Genomic DNA, 16,320 nt, shown 5'->3' on the forward strand with positions numbered 1-16,320 from the left:
CTAGAAATATGGTGAACTAGACATCTTGGTTTGTTATACACAATATTGAGGTTTTTCTGCACTCAAAGGGAGGTAGTCGTGAAGCATATTCATCCGATTAATCCAGGAAGTGGCGACGAGGCAGGCGTGAAGCCGATGTCTTTTGACTGCCTCTTGGGCATTACTGACATCTGTACTGTTTATGATAAAGCAGATGGCTGTGGTGCATACGATTACTGCGACTATGACATGGATGGCGGCAGCATCTGCGTTGTAGATCACTGTGGCATTGATCAAACGTAGTCTCTAATTGGATTAAGGTGAGGAGCTGTTATGAAGCATATCCATCCTGTTGGTTCAAATGAACATCCTCCCGTTGAGCCTTGTTGTCTTGGAGTTGATATATGCAATTTTTACGACATCGCCGAGTGCCCTGTTGCGGATTGGTGCTATGTCGATAAAGAATCAAGCTGTGTTTTGCCAGCAGATTGGTGCGATCCAGTTGACGAGTAGTTTTGTGGCTAGGAACTATTTGGTCCAATTCAGAATAAGATGGGAACAAATACCAAAATCTCGTGTCTGGGAGGAGTTATGCCATTATTGCAAGGTCTCGTTGGATTAGCCTTTATACTTGCGTTATATCTGGCACCTTTTTTAATTCTATTCTTCATTATCCGACTCTTTCTTCGGAGAAAATAGGAGTGTCACGCAAACATTAGCGTAGCTTTCTTCCAATATGAGCCGAGCATTGGCAAGTGGAATAAGAAGCCCGACCGTTCGCCACATGAAAGTGATCGGACGGGCTTCTCTATTTAACCCGGGCCGCCACCCATAGCGGCTTTCCAAGCGTATTCTCAGTGCAAAGCAATCGTCAGTTTAATCCTATGCGCTGATACCGCATTTCATTTGTTCGGCTCGAATTCTACGGCCTGGCAACCCTCGCACTCTCCGGCAAATGGATTGAACGCGAAGGCAGAGATGATGTGTGCGTGGACATCGAGGCTGCTGTAGGCAACATACTGGGACATGGACCCCCGCTGCGCGTGGTATGCGGCCCGGCATATTCATTGCCGTCCAACCCCGTGTAGTTGCAGCAAAGGGTGGAACCTCAATGCTCAGCTCATGTTGTCCGTGGGACACGAGAATCGTAAGTACACTTTGGTGCGATTCTCACGCTGATACTGAGCCACCTGGAATAAGATACGTCGCGACAACACTTCGCTTCACCTCTGTCTCGACAAGATGACGTAGACTAAAGTTTCCTTTAGTAAGAGAACGAGAACTATATCTGAAAGCGTTGCGATGGCGTGAAGGCACCGAGTCCGAACCGCCTGAATGCTACGTGCATCTGCATCGCCTTTTTGTTATCTCTGCCAGTTGGGTAGCACTACACTTGTCATCATTTACCCTGGTACATGCTGCCTAAATCCACTACCCCTTCTACCGCGCCGACCATCTCGTCATCGTGAGAGACAACGATGATCAGCTGGCTTTGCTTGTTGCGCTTAACATAGGCCGCAAGCTCGGCGCGGCTTACAGCGTCTAACCCAGTCGTGGGCTCGTCGAGTACCAAAACTGACGACTTGCGTGAAATCGCCGACCATAAGTACACTCGGCGCAGCTCACCGCCCGAAAGCGCGGAGCAACGTTTCCCGAGCAACTCCTTCACGCTGTTTTCCAGCGAAAGTAGGCCATCTACACCCCGGTGATAGGAAGAAAAGGGCGTGTCGAAATACTCTAACAGCTCTTTCACCGTTTCGTCCGGCGCGAAGCACGACTGTGGGCAGCACGATATCTCTCTCGCACGTATGTAATCCAAGTCGCATTCTTCGATTGGCACGCCGTTGTATTTTACTTTGCCTTTCGATGAGTATAGCCCGAGCATCAAGTAAAGAAGTGACGTCTTGCCTCTTCCGTTTTCCCCAACTATGCAATATGTACCAGGACCGGAAAACTTGAAAGAAAACCCGCCGAGGACCTCTCGGACAGATCCGTCTGGAAGGGCAACCGAGAATTCCAAATCAGATACCGAAATGTCATTTATTTCATCGAGTTTAGCTAAATCGGTCCGATTCCACCCCGATCTCTCCTTTTCTCTCGTCGCGATAGCCGTCCTATCCCATGATGCTTTGGCATCTTGATAGGATTTGAACAATGACATCATACTTTTCAAAGTCTTAAAGAGAACCGCGAAGTATGTACCGATGATAGTGTACTCGCCTATTGACATAGTTCCGTTAATGATTCGTACTCCGGAAACAACAAGTATCACCGCTTGAAACAACGCTGCGAAAAGACCATCGAGCGATGTCAGAGAATATGATAGCTTTCCGGAGCGCAAAACTTTGGGAAAATAGCTCTTAAACCCAGCGTCGAGCGCTTGTTCGCTCTTGCCGTACGAAGATGTCAGTTGAATGTTGAGAATCTGATTAAGCTGCGATGCAATTGCGGCGTAAAAGGCGCTGTCCGCCTCTTTCTTCTCATACGTGACCCTATACAAAAGTTTCCTCAACCCAGTAATTACACAGAAATACACGATGAGGAGAATGATGGAAAACACCGCGAGAGTTGAATCAATTGACCATATGATAAGCAATACGATGGGAATGGCTACAATGGACAGCGGCGCACTGATAAAATTCGCCAAAACGAAGGATGAGACCACGCTGGAGTCGGAAATAATCCGTTGCGTTGTATAGGCTGGATCGATGGTCCGACTCACCAAGTAATCGTCTCTTTCAAAACGCAAGACGGCCTCCCTGAGAAGATCAAAGGAAAGTCTCGTGGTTATGCGAATGGAAAGTGTTCCTGCAAAATAAGTAAAGAGGGTGGAGAAAACTCCTATTGACGCAACCAGGAGCGCGAAGAGTACGGCGTCTCTTTCGCTGCGGTTACCGAGAAGAAAATCTAAGAATTTCCCGTTCACGTATGGCATGGCATAGGAGAGAGCGGTTCCAATCACCGTGATAGCAATGAAGACGAAAGCCCCTTTTGCTCTGATGAACCTCGAGAGAACGCATCGAATCAAGGAAGGCCCCAATCTACCCGCCACAAAACATCAATCACTGATACCTTACACCTCAACACAACAGGAGCGAAGATTTGCCAATGAGACTGCTTTAAGATTGCCTTGGGCCAATACGATCTCAAGCTCTTCCTACAAGAGAGTCGGAATCGGACATCTCCTCCGACGAACCTGGCAATCGGGCGGTTGAAATATCTTTTTCAACCGCCCGATTGCCACAATAGATTTGAGCATCCGCCCACAAACGTCCGCGTTTTATACCCATCAAATCCTTTGCCTTTTGTCGTCTAGACTAGAAAAATCGCTCGAAATAACGCAACCGGCCTGCTCGCTTGAAGAAACCTAAGCCCGTAACGTAGATGTGCAAACTTCCGAAACGCCTTGCGCGGCATAGTGCGTATAAACTTCGTCAACCGCCTCAGAAATATCTGAGTATCGCGCCGGGTCAAAAGCATACGATGTCGCAGCTATACCCTGCACCCATTCGGAACGCGGATTAATTGAATAGCCACACAGCATCATCATACATGCATCTAGACCTGATTTCCCAAGTATCCGACGTATTGATGAGAGCATCGCGGGTCGCCCCTGCACCATCGTCGTCACCCCTATTAGCAGTATTTACCGTTTTTCTCTAAATGCGTATCGCCACCCTTAAGAATACGAAGTGTTTTATCCAGACCCGATTGTCCTCCATCTCAAACGAAGGGATAAGGAATCTCATCCGGAATCGGCAGTAACGGAGGATTCACAACGACAAGCGAAAAACATGAGTCATCTCTCAGAGGGGAGTAAAGGCTCCCCTCAAGCACCCTAGTTTCGTCATCCAAAGAGTTGATGGCAGTGTTTTTCTTACAAAGGTCGACAACAAAAGGGTTGATTTCTACAGATGTTACATCCATGCCACAGTTGGTAAGTATCAGGCCCTGTATTCTGGGGCCAGAACACAAATCGAGAGCCTTCCGTGCGCTCTGCGGTGTAAGGCGCCAATCTCAGCAAATCTGTCCCACAATACTGCGCTGAAGAACAAGACGGAACCCCTGAGCCAAACTCCCCTATACCTTATTAAGGCTAAGACAGGCAAGTTCACGCACCCGGCATATTCCAGAATAACATCCTATTGTTTTAGATGCTCTACAAGCATGAACAGCCGCGAATCGGAAAGTTCTTCTAGTTTCGCCCCGACTGACCGCCAAGGGCCAAAATGGCCCCTCCATCCCCGGGCGACTGGCTCTGGCGCGCCGAGGAGTGTCCCCAAGTGCCGGCAGAAAAGAAACGTCCCTATCTGCCGGCTAGAGAGCACCGAAGAGAATGGCGTAGGTAGTGGATTCGCCGAGCTTGAGCTCGTCGCCGGGATTGAGTTGGGCGGAACGGCCGGGCTCGACCTGAATGCAGACGCGCGTGGCCCCGTTTACCACCACGGTTCCGTTGGTGGACGACAAGTCCTCGACGTGCCAGATATTTTGAGCATCGCACCAGATATGGGCATGGCGGGCCGAGACATCGTCGCCGACGTCGGTAATATCGCCCTCACCAGTGGCCAGCGCGCCAATCTCAACACCCTGCTCACTCGGCTGAATCCAGCGCGGGGCGCTCACGACAAAACTGTTTTGTACGCGCAGCAAGCCCAAGGGGTGCGTCGGGGCGGGTTCGCGTTCGCCCGCGGCCATCGACATGCCAAGCGAACGCGGCGTGGAGGTGCCTCCGCCACAGGTCGCGTGCGCGTAGTCGATGGCATAGTTCACCGAGGACCGCACATCCGCCGAACAGCCGACGGCGACAAACAGCACCAGCACGGCCTCGGCGCGCTCGGCAGGCATGAGTTCCGCCGCCTGGGACAGGCGATCGAGCGCGTTGCGATAGAGATTCGTGTCCTGGTGGCACTCTTCGAGCGCGCGTACCATCGGTTCACCTGCAGGACCGCACACCATATTGATCACAGCCGTGGAGTCCATGGGATTGCGCTGGCGCAGGGCCAGTTGCGACATAATACGCGCAGCCGAGGTACCGTATTCGGCAAAGTAGCGCTGCTGAAGCGTGCCGACCGGCGCGCGAACGATAAAGCGGGAAACCCAAGAGCGATCGGCGGCTCGGCTCTGCGGGCTGCGGCCGTCGGCGAGCGGACGGGACGAAAGCACCAGGCCGCACAGCTCGATATGGCTCAGATGCGCCGCGCGCTTAAAGATGTCAAACATGGCCCCGCATGGGGTGAGCTCAACTTGAGATGCCATGACCTAGGCCTCCTTGGTCGTAGAAATAGAATCGGACGATACTTCAACAGGTCCGCCAAAAGTACGGGCAGCTGCGGCTCCACCGGCAAGCGGAGTCGCCATCTGGGCTTTTGTGCGTCGCGGTGCCGAAACGGGAAGTTCAAAGGCAAAGCCCATCGCAAGCAAAAACCACGTAAGCGTATAGGTTGCAACCAGAGCGGCAACAAGGCCGCCCATCACGGCGCGTTGGGAAAATACGCTACATGCAGCCACAACCAGCACCGGAACCTCGCAGGCAGAAAGCGCAAGCACGCCCTGCAGGAACCCCGAGCGCCGATTGCGCGCAAGTGCCCCCGTGGCAACGCCGGCTATGCCTGGCAGCGCCAACGCCAGTGCGGCAATAATACCCGGTAGCGACCCAGACCACACGAGCGATCCCAAAGTCGCCGTCGCGCGAGCGCCCGACGCCAGCAGCGCGGCCGAAACCACGACCACAGCCCAAACCACGCCACAGACGACCGTCGCGCCGACCATCAGCGCGCGACGAACCGCGCGGCCAGACGCATCCATGGGGCACGGCGTGAGCGGCTCGCCGCGGAGCGAACGACCGACATTTTGCGCATAGTGGTCACAAAACGCCGAGAGCGCCGCCTCGACCGCCGCCGGCTCGGGACGATCTTTTTGATGGCTGGACAGACAGGCCATCACCACGTCGAACAGCTGGGCATCGACAAACGTCAGCGCATCGCGTAGCTCTTCGGAATCCGGCTCAAGCCCTAGCTGCTGGGCCTGCTCGGCCGCGGCGAGCGCCACATCGGGCTCACGACGAAGCAGCTGAGTCAAATCACAACCGGGCGCATGGGCACCAATGGGATAGTCGGGCCGCGTGTCCATCTTGAGACGGTAGGGGCTCGCGATGTCGCGCGTCTTTTTGCGCGAACCCGAGGTGCCCGAAGTGCCCGGCGCGGCTTCGTATGGCGCGACGCCGGCAATGAGCTCGTAAACCGTGCTTGCCGCGGCATAGACGTCAATCGCCGGCGACATACGCAAAGCGCGCAGGTCGGGAATATCGTCGGTGAGCATCTCGGGCGGGGCATAGGCAACCGTCGCGCGACGCAGCGTGGCATAACGCTCCGTAAACGACGCCTTGCCGCCGGTACCGGCCACGGCCGACGCAGGCTCAAGCGCCAGCGACGAGCCAAAGTCGATCAGGCACAGGTCAAAGGTGCCCTCGGCAAGCTGCCGGTCAAGCGGTAGACGCGCCGTACGCACCATAATATTAGCGGGCGAGATATCGCGATGGACAAAGCGCTCGCCCACCAGGCTCATACGGCAGAGCAGATCGAACAGGTCGCGACCCAGACGCGCCGCCGCAAGCGGCGACAGGCGTCCGGCATCGTCCACGGCAAGTCGCGAACGCAAGTGGGCAAGCGTCTCGCCCTCGACCCATTCCATGACAATTGCAGGCACACCGTCGACCTCGCCCCAGCCATAGAGGCGGGGAAAGCCCTTAAGGCCCGAAAGGGCGCGATGGCATTCGTATTCCTCGCGAAACGCCGCCTTGAACTTGGCGACCAGCGCCTCGTGAGCGGCATCGTCATCAAACTCATCGCGCGTCGGCAAGATGAGCTGCTTGAGTGCCACGGCCTCGCCTTGGGCGTTGACAGCACGCGTCACGCGGCCGATACCGCCACGGCGCATGGTGGCATCGTCGGCAAACAGCATCGTAAAACGACGCAGATAGGCAGGCAGTTCGTCCTGACCGAGCGCAATGGCCGGCTCAAACCCGTCGACACGCGCCAGGCGCAGGCCGACCATGGGATCGCGACCGAGCGATTGTGGTGTGGTGGATGCAAGATCGGTCATCATAGGGCAAGCGCCGCCACGTTATTGTTGAAGTTACCGAGTGCGGCGTCATCATCGCCGTAATGGCCGACCCATTGACATAGGTTGGTGTAACAGCCCCACAGATTGGCATACTGCTGATACCACTTTGACCGGGGCGAGAATGTCTGACGACCGAACTCGGCTCGAATGACAAACATCTCCCCGACCAGGCTGTCGCACGGCCTGGAATCTCCCGTAGAGTTATAGGTCGAGACCACGTCATTGGCACGAGAAACGTAGCCGTCGAGCATGTTGTACTTGGTCACAAGCCAACTGTGAATGCTCTCTTCCTCAGCAGCGGAAAGGCCACCGGAGTTTGCATCGTTGTCAGTGTTGCCGCCCGTCGAGCCGCCATTTCCAGACCCTCCGGTAGAGGAGCCCGACCCAGAGCCGCCGCTCGAACTCGACGAATTCGAGCCGGAGCCAGAAGTATCCGAGCTACCGGGCTTTCCGGACTGCTGGGCGTCCTGCTCCTTCTGCTGCTCGACCTTATTCACCGTTGCCGCCACACTATTGTTGGACAACCGATCGATGATCTTGGTGTTGGTGAGCACGATGGTTTTGCCATTGGCAAGCGTGACTTCGTTGTCCGGGGCCTCGGCGCCGTCCGCATCGTCGGTGCCAAACACAATATGCGCGACCACACTTGCCCAAGCATATCCAGTCGTGGTACCCAAATCACTTTTGACCTCATGCCCCACGCGCGGTTCGCGTGCGGTATGCGCCTACATCATGGACGGCACGGTCATGCCATAGGCAGAAACGCCAGCTATGACCAGCACCAGCGAGCAAGACAGCAGTGCGTACGCCCGCGGCGCCAAGCCCAGTCGGCGTCGCATGCGCACCGCGGCGCCGCGCTTTGTCTGAGTGCCACCGGGCCGCATGCGTTCTCCTCCAACAAAAACACGCCGCTTGGGAGCGGCGCATTCATTCAAATCCATATTTGAGTGTATCAGCGAACCCAAAAGGTTGCGCAACGAATGGGCAAATTAAGGATGCGAGCGGAAGCATCCATGCGATAAGCGGATACGAAGCATCTTTGTTGCACAACAAACTCACAGTCGCACGGGGAAATTATGGCTACCCCGTGCGTCGCGAGGAAAACATACGGCAGGAGCAGGCTCGCCGCCTAGATCGCGCGGCGGGCCTCGATAGCGCGGCCAAGCGTAAGCTCGTCGGCATACTCCAAGTCGCCGCCCACGGGAAGGCCGCTCGCAAGACGCGACACCTCAACGCCCAATGGCTTGATGGTGCGAGCAAGGTAGCTCGCCGTAGTCTCGCCCTCAATGTTGGGGTTGGTGGCGATAATGACCTCATGGATGTCCTCGTGGCCCAGGCGCGCCAGCAGCTCGCGGATACGCAGCTGCTCGGGACCGATCTTGTCCATGGGGCTGATCACGCCGCCCAGCACATGGTAGAGGCCATGGTAGCTGCCCGTGCGCTCGATTGCCTGAACGTCGCGCGGCTCGCCCACCACGCAAATGCGAGTGGTATCGCGCATCGGGTCCTGGCAGATGGAGCACTCGTCGGCCGTGGCGTAGTTAAAGCAACGGCTGCAAAAGTGGACCTCCTGCTTAACCTCCAGGATGGCCTCGGCCAGGCGGCGGGCCTCCTCGGCATCGGCCTCGAGCAGGTAATAGGCGATGCGCTGGGCCGACTTGGGACCAATGCCCGGCAGACGGCCCAGTTCATCGAGCAGTTTTTGCAGACTGTGATTCGCACTCATATATATGCGTGTCTTAGAACGGCATGCCCGGGATGTTGAGGCCGCCGGTGATGGCGCCCATCTGCTTGTTGGCGAGCTCGTTGACGCCGCGGACGGCCTCGTTGACAGCAGCCATGATCATGTCCTGCAGCATATCGACGTCCTCGGGATCGAGGGCATCGGGATCGATGGTGAGGTTGACGAGCTCCATCTCGCCGTTAACGGTCACCTTGACCATACCGCCGCCGGCAGAGGCGTCGACGGTCTGGGACTTGAGGTTCTCCTGCGCGGCGGCAAGCTGCTCCTGCATCTTGCGAGCCTGCTTCATCATCTGCTGCATGTTCATACCGGCCATAATGGCTCCTTTACGTGCGGCCGCACGCCAAGCTGCAAGGGCAGCCGGAGCGCGGCGGGACTTTCAAACTCAAAAATCGTACCACGGCACAAGGCCAGCGAGCAGGGCAGACACGCTACCTCAGTCGATATACATGTCCTGGAGTGCAAGCCGCACCCAAAGATTATGCAAAGTTGAATAATTCGCATCTGCATAATATCGAAAGCTAAATCTTGTAGAGCCGGAATCCGACATTTAATGCGTACCACTAAATGGCTAAATGCCGAGCCACTACTCGAGGCGGCGCTCATAACGACGGGGTATAATTTGATTGCCATAGATAGCAATTTGGAGGTGCCCCCATGAATGCCCCCGACGTGCTCCAAAACATCCGCTCAAAACACCCCGTTGCATATTTTGTTCTCTATCTCTTTGTCGGCTGGGCATTGCTGGTTGTCATCACCCATGCTATAGCCTTTGGAGCAGAACTACTGATAGCCAGCTCGGACCAGCCCGTCGTCAAATGGGAAGCGACCGATAAGTGCACCGACGGAACTCGAACCATTTACTACAACAGCCCGTCCCTCTACCAAGAGTTCAAGGTCAAGATAAAGGACTCCAAGATTGTCGATGCCGAACTAGGCTCTTTCTTGACAATCGGAGCAACCCTCAACGCCGAGCAAGTCGAATACACGGACAGCCATGCGACGTATCGTATCGACCTCAGCATCCTAGGCCGACCGTCACGCACTTGTCTGCTCGAATGCGATATACGCGGCACCACGTTGCACATGTCCGAAATACAGATGCGCCCGGACAAAGAGACCTCTTCTTGAGCAGTATACCCGCCTGCGCAGCTACTCCACCGGTTTGAAGATGGTGGACTGGCCGAAGACGCTGCGGATGAGGGCTTTGGCCTCGTCCTCGGTCTGCGGGATGCTCGGGGCTGCACCCTGATGGCCGAAGGGGCTGCCCGCACCGGGGTTGGACTCCCAGGGAGTCGCGGGGACGTCGTCGCTTGTAGGGGCCGCGGGTGCCGCCGCAGCGGACTTGGGCGCGGACGCCGCACCCGGCACGTCGAACGGAGGCAGATCGTCCCCGCTCGCATCGCCGGCGAAGCCGCCGACCATAGCGTCGTCGTAGGGCACCTGCTCGGATTCCCACGGCACGACAGGCTGAGCCTTGGGAGCGGACGCGCGCTCGGGCGCTCGGGGCGCGGGCTCAGTCGGGAGCTTACCCGTGGCAGGAGCGCCGGCGGGGTTGTCGGAGCGTAGCCAGGGGGCTTTGCCCAGGTCAGACGACTTGGGCGCGGGCGAGACGGGCTTGAGCGCGGGTGTCGGAGCAGCCGGTTTGGGCGCTGCAGGCTTAGGCGCCAACGGGGTCGATGCCGCTACCGGCGCCGCTTGCTGCTGCGGCGCGCTGGCGCTCGAGGATACAGGGGCCGCCGAGGACACGGGTTGCGGGTCCGCAGATGCCGCAGCCCGTGCAGATGGAGAATGCTCCTCATGTTGAGGAGCCGGCGTGCCACCCCCATCCAGGACATAGTCGACGGTACGACGACCGAAGACCGCGCAGACCGTCGGCAGGACCACCGATTGCGTGTCAGCGCGGCCGAGCATCTTGATGGCAAAGGTCGAACCCGCGGGGAACGAGACGGTGAGCTTGGAGCCGTCGTCGGCCGTGGCGCGGGCGTTGAGCAAAAGCCCTGCGTAGGAAGCCTGACGCGCCTTGACACGCTCGACGACCTCGGCCCATTTGCGCTGCAGCTCTCCGGCATCCTCGACCGCGGGCGTCTCGGCAGCACCGGCGGCGGCAACCTGGGCGGCATTGTTGGACTGGGGCTTAGGTGCCGGAGCGGTGGCAGGCGCGGGGGCCGCAACGGGCTGAGACGTCGGAGTCGGCGCAGGCTGAGGTGCAGGCGCTGCAGGCTTGGAAGCTGACACGGACGCAGAACGGGGCGCAGGCTGGGCAGCCGGAACAGCAGCACCACGGTCCCAAGGCATACCGACCTGGCGCGCGGACGTAGCAGCGGGGGCAGTGGATGCCGCCGGAGCGGCAGCACGGGCGCCCGAAATGAGCGTCGGCTGTTGGGCAGCAGCGGGTACGGATGCTGCAGGCGCGGCGGCCTGAGCAGCAGCCACGCTCGCCGGCACGGCGCCGTTGGCAACCATGGCCTCCAGGCGTGCCACGCGCTCGGCCAATGCCTCAATCGTTAAATCAGCCTCGGGACGAGCCAGACGCGTGCAGGCAATCTCGAGCACCAGGCGCACGTCGCTCGCGCCCCTCATCTCCAGTGCGGCATCGTCGAGCACTGTCAGCACACGAGCCAGGCGGTCGGCAGGATGCTCGCCAAAGGCAGCGGCCTCGGCAGCAAGCGCCTCGGCCTGCTCGGAGCCGCACTCAAACAACTCGGCACGGGCACCGGCAACGCAGGCAACATACACGTCGCGCACGTGCGCCACCAGGTCGCGCGTCAGTTCCAGCAGATCGTTACCTTCCTCGACCTGCGCGCGAATCAGTCCATAGAGCTCGGCAACATCGCGATCGGCGATGGCGCGGGAAAACTCGCCCAGAATCTGGTCCGAAACCTCGCCTAAAAGCGAGCGGGCGTCGTCCGCATGCACAGAACCGTTGCCAAAGACGCTCAGCTGCTCCAGCGTGGACAGCGCGTCGCGCATGCCGCCCTTGGCATGGCGCGCCACGATAGCGAGCGCCTCGTCGTCGTAATCGAAGCCCTCCTGCTCGCACACGTATGCCAGGCGGCGCTCGATATCCTCGTTGCCGATGCGATGGAAATCGAAACGCTGGCAGCGCGAGAGGATGGTCTCCAGAATCTTTTGCGGGTCGGTGGTGCACAGCACAAAGATCACGTGTGCCGGCGGCTCCTCAAGAGTCTTGAGCAGCGCGTTGAACGCCGCCGTCGTGAGCATGTGGACCTCGTCGATGATATAGATCTTGTACTTGCCGCGCACCGGGGCAAAGTTGACGGAGTTGATGATCTCCTCGCGCACGTTGTCCACGCCGGTACGGCTTGCGGCATCGAGCTCGTAGACATCCGGGTGGTTGCCCTCGGCGATGAGCTCGCACTCCTCGCAAGTACCGTCGGGCATGCAGCCGCTTGCACCCTCGGCGCGCGCCGCCTCGGCATTGCGGCACAGCAGCGCCTTGGCCAGAATGCGCGCCATGGTGGTCTTGCCCGTGCCGCGCGGTCCGCAGAACAGGTAGGCGTGGGACAGGCGCCCCTCGGTGATGGCGTGCTCGAGCGTCGAGACGATATGCTGCTGGCCCACCACGGAGTCGAAGGTGAGCGGGCGATACTTTCGGTACAACGATTCCATGGGTGCTCCCCCGGGTATACTGAGTCTTGTTGCCGCGGCGGCCATGCGGTCGCACGGCATACTGCATTCATAATAACCCGTACGGCGAGCCCGCCGCGATAGGAGTCCAAAGAGCATGGCAGACGCAGAGAGTAACCTCGTTCCCTCCGAAGCAGCCGACCAGGTCGAGGTCGCACTCGAGGAGCAGGCCGCAGCCGACGACGGCATCCTGTACCTCAACGAGTACCAGTATGAAAACGACCTGGTCACCGACTTCGCCCGCCTGGTCGCCTCGCCCAGGCGTCGCGGCTCGCTGTATGTCGCCGCGGCAATTGCCGCGCTCATCGGCATCGGCATGCTGGTGGCCGGCGGCAACTGGATCAAGTTTGGCGTCGTGTTGATCGTGTTCGGCGCCTTTTTGGCCTGGTGGAGCAAAAACCTGCACCACACCCTCGCCCGCGACTTTATCGACGCCGTCGAGGCCGACGAGTCCATGGGTGGCCGCTATCGCCGCGTCGCCGCCAACGAGGACGGCCTGATGGTTTGGGGCAAGAGCGGCAAGTCGCAGTTCTTCCCGTTTGACAAGCTCGACCACGTACTCGACGGCGAGCGCATCTTTGTGGCCATGTTCGCCGACCAGGGCGTGACGATCCCCAAGGACACCTTCGTCCGTGGCGATGCCGAACAGTTTGGCTCCTTCCTCAAGGCCCGTATCAACAAAAAACTCCGCATCGAGACCAAGAAGAAGAAAATGAAGGCCGAGAAGGCCGCCGCCGAGGCCAAACAGGGCGACAAGCCCCAGGAGACCAAGGGCAAGCAGCGCAAGCAGAAGAAGAACAAGAAGAAGCGCTAAGGGCAAGCCAGACAGGCAGCCTCGCATCCCGTTATCCTCGCCATCCGCCCGAGCGTGCTACACTAGCAGCATCTATGCCACCGCGAACGGCTCGGCTCCGCGCCCGCCGCTCGCAAACGAACTTTAAACGCACGAGGGTTGGCCATGCCGCTTTTCTCGCAACATACCGCCCGGTTCTCGCCGGACGTTCCTTTGGAGGGCACCAGCTCTCGCGAGCTGCTCAAGCGGTACCAGCCGCTCGAGACACTTGCGACCGGCGGTTTTGGCTCCATCGAGATCTGCCGCGACACGCACCTGCGCCGCCGCGTCGCCATTAAGCGTATCCCCCTTATCAACGGTGCCGGCATGCCCGCCAGCGACATCATGGATGTCCTGCGCGAGGCGCACACCGCCGCCATGCTTCAACATCCCAATATCGTGCAGGTCATCGACTTTACGCACGACACAGCCTATGCCTACCTGGTTATGGAATATGTCGATGGCATGTCGCTGGCCGAGTTTTTGCACCGCGTGGACGGCCACTCACTTACCTTTGACGAGGCCGCGGCTATTGCCGATGCCCTGGGCCAGGCGCTCACCTTCGCCCATAGTAATGGCGTACTCCACCTGGACATTAAGCCCGCCAACGTGCTCATCGACCACTCGGGCAATGTAAAGCTCACCGACTTTGGCATGGCGCGGCTGTCGTCCGCCGGTGGCTTTGGCGGCTCGCGCGGCGGCACCATCGGCTACATGCCGCCCGAGCAGCTCGATATCGAGACCGGCACGGTCGACGAGCGCGCCGATGTCTTTGCCCTCGCCTGTGTGATCTACGAGGGCCTGTGCGGCAGCGCTCCCTTTATGGCGGCCACGCCCGCCGACTCGCTCGACCGCATCATCGGCGGCGCCACCTATCCCAGCGAGCTGATACCACACTTTCCCCCGGGAGCCGAGGCCGCGCTCATGAGCGCGCTCTCCCCCATGCCGCAGGACCGCCCCAACAGCATCGAGGCATTTTGCGACCAGCTCCTTGCCGGTCTGGGCAGCGTACGCGAGGGCCGTCGCAGCCTGGAGCAAATGGTTGGCGAGCTTTCGGATGACGAGCAGGAGCTCGACGATATCGAGCCGTCGCACTACGAGGACGACGCCATCGAGATCGACCCCGCACTCGGCTGGGCGGGCACGCGCTGGAGCCATGCGCGCGACTACACCATGCGCGCTATCTCGACGCTAGCGTGCGGCACCTTTAGCTTTTTGCTGATGCAAACGGCCGGGGTCGCGGCGCTTCCCGGCCTGGTCATTGCGGCTATCGCAATCGGAGCGGCGGCCGGCCTGGCCCCCCAGATCGGCTCGGCCATCTCGGCTGTGGGCTTTTTGGTGCTCATGGCCAACGCCACCATGCAGGCGCAGGGCATCCTGTCGATGTTGCCCGTCGCGGTGATCTTTGCCGCTGCCATGTCCGGTTGGTGGATTGCCTGGGGTCGCACCGAGGCTGCCGCGAGCGCCGCACTCACCTGTGCACTCGCGCTTGGCTGTCTGACCGGCAATACCTTCCTGGCAGCTGGGGTCGCCGCCGGCGTCGCGTCATTTTGGCTCGGCCCGGCAAGCGCCGCCGCGGCAACGGGCATGGGCACGCTTTTTGCCCGCCTGGCGACAGTCGCGCTTTCAGCCGGAGGCGTGCTGGGGCTCGGTAACGTTGCCGCAGCGCTGGGAGACCCGCTCCTTTGGGCTGCCTTTGTGCTGGTCGCGGCAACTGCCGCGGCGTCATCTGCGCTGCTCAATGCCCATGCCAAGCGTGCCGATCAGGGCTCAAACCTTGCCGCAATCGCCGCCATCGCTGTCACCGGCATCGGCTGCGCAGCGGCGTCCTGTCTTGCACACCATATGGAAATTGCCAGCCTTGCAGCCGCGGTCGTCGCCAAGGCGGCGGTTGCGGGAACCCTATCCTCTATAATCGTTGGGATATGCCTATATTTGCTCGGATACCAAAGAACCTATACGGAGAGTGATCTTTCGTGAACTTCCTGAACATCTTCGAGGACCACGTGGCCGGCATCTTCGGTGCCACCCGTGCCCCGTTCTCCTTTAAGAAGCTTGCTAAGCAGGCCGCTCGCGACATGGAGGATCAGACTCTGGTGATTAACGGCGTCAACACGGCGCCGGCACTCTATACCATCCTTATCGCCGCCGACGACGATCCCATGCTCGCCCCGTTCTACCCCGAGCTTTCGCGCGAGGTCCGCGAGTTTGTGAAGGCGCAGGCCGAAAAGCGCCGCTATGTCTTTGTCGGCGAGCCCCTCGTGCGCTTTATGATCGATCCGCAGCTGCGCGCCGGCAAGTTCTCGGTCTTTGCCGAGAACGTCGATGCCCCCACGCTCGGCCGCCTGTACGAAGAAGAGCGCGCCTATCAAAACGGCCTGGGCCAGAACAACTCCGCGGCAAGCCGTGCCGCCAGCGCCCCGCGCGCCGGCCAGCAGCAGTTTGCTGCCCCGCAGCAGCAGCGCCCCGCCGCCATGCCCCAGCAACAGCCGACGCCTCGCGCCGCCGCTCCCGACCCGCTTGCCGTGGCAGACCCCTTCGCGCCTAGCGTCCCCGACCCCGCCGCAGCACCCATCCCGGTGCCGCAGACCGTCTCGCGCGACGCGCTTGCCGGCATGGGCGGAGCCGCCGCGACCGGTGCCGCCGTGGGCCTAGGCGCCGCAGCCGGCATCGCCTCCAACATGGCGAGCACTCGCGCCCCGCAGCGCCCGCTCGCCCAGCTCGTCGACGTCGTGAGCGGCGAGAGCCATAGCATCACCTCCGCACAGGTGACCATCGGTCGCGAGCGCTCAGTTTCCGACATTGCCCTGCGCGACCCCAACGTGTCGCGCCGCCACGCCCAGCTCACCTTTACGGGCTCGGATTGGTCGATCGAGGACCTCAATTCCACCAACGGCACGCTCGTCAACAACCGCCGCATTACGCGCTGCCCACTGCGCAACGGCGATCTGCTGACGTTTGGCCTGAGTACCTTTGAATTTAGGGGATAGTC

At 59.5% G+C, this 16,320-nt stretch carries 13 protein-coding genes; 5 read left to right on the top strand and 8 right to left on the bottom strand.

The window, feature by feature from the left end; genetic code table 11:
- The first annotated feature begins 78 nt into the window (after positions 1-78).
- Positions 79-282, top strand: a complete 204-nt coding sequence (locus AAAX35_RS00670) for a hypothetical protein (protein WP_124785779.1) — start codon at positions 79-81, stop codon at positions 280-282.
- Between the two features lie 1,096 nt (positions 283-1,378).
- Here AAAX35_RS00670 and AAAX35_RS00675 read toward each other — a convergent pair.
- From AAAX35_RS00675 to AAAX35_RS00705, 7 genes are all read right to left on the bottom strand, one after another.
- Complete coding sequence (locus AAAX35_RS00675) at positions 1,379-3,007, bottom strand: ABC transporter ATP-binding protein (RefSeq protein WP_117564924.1); 1,629 nt, start codon at positions 3,005-3,007, stop codon at positions 1,379-1,381.
- Positions 3,008-4,296: 1,289 nt separating this feature from the next.
- Positions 4,297-5,235 (bottom strand): FHA domain-containing protein, encoded by a 939-nt coding sequence (locus AAAX35_RS00680; RefSeq protein WP_349116405.1) that lies wholly within the window; start codon positions 5,233-5,235, stop codon positions 4,297-4,299.
- Positions 5,236-5,238: 3 nt separating this feature from the next.
- Positions 5,239-7,083: a hypothetical protein gene (locus tag AAAX35_RS00685; RefSeq protein ID WP_349116406.1), complete on the bottom strand. Its 1,845-nt coding sequence runs from the start codon at positions 7,081-7,083 to the stop codon at positions 5,239-5,241.
- Positions 7,080-7,778, bottom strand: coding sequence for a hypothetical protein (locus tag AAAX35_RS00690; RefSeq protein ID WP_349116407.1), 699 nt, complete (start codon positions 7,776-7,778; stop codon positions 7,080-7,082). Before AAAX35_RS00690 ends, AAAX35_RS00685 begins: the two co-directional genes overlap by 4 nt.
- A 48-nt stretch (positions 7,779-7,826) precedes the next feature.
- Positions 7,827-7,985 carry a hypothetical protein gene (locus AAAX35_RS00695; RefSeq protein ID WP_349116408.1) on the bottom strand — a complete coding sequence of 53 codons (159 nt, stop codon included), beginning with the start codon at positions 7,983-7,985 and terminating at the stop codon, positions 7,827-7,829.
- Positions 7,986-8,230: 245 nt separating this feature from the next.
- Entirely contained in the window at positions 8,231-8,827 is a 597-nt protein-coding gene (gene recR, locus AAAX35_RS00700; RefSeq protein ID WP_349116409.1) for a recombination mediator RecR, read from the bottom strand.
- 13 nt (positions 8,828-8,840) lie between these two features.
- Positions 8,841-9,161, bottom strand: a complete 321-nt coding sequence (locus tag AAAX35_RS00705; RefSeq protein ID WP_006235174.1) for a YbaB/EbfC family nucleoid-associated protein — start codon at positions 9,159-9,161, stop codon at positions 8,841-8,843.
- A 341-nt stretch (positions 9,162-9,502) separates the two neighbouring features.
- On the opposite strand from AAAX35_RS00705, the gene AAAX35_RS00710 reads away from it, so the two are divergent.
- On the top strand, positions 9,503-9,976 hold the full coding sequence (locus tag AAAX35_RS00710; RefSeq protein WP_349116410.1) for a hypothetical protein: 474 nt from the start codon (positions 9,503-9,505) through the stop codon (positions 9,974-9,976).
- 21 nt (positions 9,977-9,997) lie between these two features.
- Here AAAX35_RS00710 and dnaX read toward each other — a convergent pair whose 3' ends face one another.
- Positions 9,998-12,478, bottom strand: a complete 2,481-nt coding sequence (gene dnaX / locus AAAX35_RS00715) for a DNA polymerase III subunit gamma/tau (RefSeq protein ID WP_349116411.1) — start codon at positions 12,476-12,478, stop codon at positions 9,998-10,000.
- A gap of 115 nt (positions 12,479-12,593) precedes the next feature.
- Here dnaX and AAAX35_RS00720 point away from each other — a divergent pair, with 115 nt between their 5' ends.
- The 3 genes from AAAX35_RS00720 (at position 12,594) to AAAX35_RS00730 (ending at position 16,318) form a co-directional block, all read left to right on the top strand.
- A complete protein-coding gene (locus AAAX35_RS00720) occupies positions 12,594-13,310 on the top strand; it encodes a hypothetical protein (protein WP_349116412.1) in 717 nt (238 codons plus the stop codon).
- 144 nt (positions 13,311-13,454) lie between these two features.
- Positions 13,455-15,308 (top strand): serine/threonine-protein kinase, encoded by a 1,854-nt coding sequence (locus tag AAAX35_RS00725; RefSeq protein ID WP_349116413.1) that lies wholly within the window; start codon positions 13,455-13,457, stop codon positions 15,306-15,308.
- Entirely contained in the window at positions 15,305-16,318 is a 1,014-nt protein-coding gene (locus AAAX35_RS00730; RefSeq protein WP_035136732.1) for an FhaA domain-containing protein, read from the top strand. The genes AAAX35_RS00725 and AAAX35_RS00730 overlap by 4 nt, the downstream gene beginning before the upstream one ends.
- The last annotated feature ends 2 nt before the right edge of the window (positions 16,319-16,320 follow it).

The organism is Collinsella sp. CLA-ER-H11 (assembly GCF_040092445.1).
Taxonomy (GTDB): Bacteria; Actinomycetota; Coriobacteriia; order Coriobacteriales; family Coriobacteriaceae; genus Collinsella.

Coding starts and splice junctions, on each gene's coding strand:
- AAAX35_RS00680 (WP_349116405.1), bottom strand. CDS start 5,235: ATGGCATCTCAAGTTGAGCTCACCCCATGCGGGGCCATGTTTGACATC.
- AAAX35_RS00685 (WP_349116406.1), bottom strand. CDS start 7,083: ATGATGACCGATCTTGCATCCACCACACCACAATCGCTCGGTCGCGAT.
- AAAX35_RS00695 (WP_349116408.1), bottom strand. CDS start 7,985: ATGCGGCCCGGTGGCACTCAGACAAAGCGCGGCGCCGCGGTGCGCATG.
- recR (WP_349116409.1), bottom strand. CDS start 8,827: ATGAGTGCGAATCACAGTCTGCAAAAACTGCTCGATGAACTGGGCCGT.
- AAAX35_RS00705 (WP_006235174.1), bottom strand. CDS start 9,161: ATGGCCGGTATGAACATGCAGCAGATGATGAAGCAGGCTCGCAAGATG.
- AAAX35_RS00710 (WP_349116410.1), top strand. CDS start 9,503: ATGAATGCCCCCGACGTGCTCCAAAACATCCGCTCAAAACACCCCGTT.
- dnaX (WP_349116411.1), bottom strand. CDS start 12,478: ATGGAATCGTTGTACCGAAAGTATCGCCCGCTCACCTTCGACTCCGTG.
- AAAX35_RS00720 (WP_349116412.1), top strand. CDS start 12,594: ATGGCAGACGCAGAGAGTAACCTCGTTCCCTCCGAAGCAGCCGACCAG.
- AAAX35_RS00725 (WP_349116413.1), top strand. CDS start 13,455: ATGCCGCTTTTCTCGCAACATACCGCCCGGTTCTCGCCGGACGTTCCT.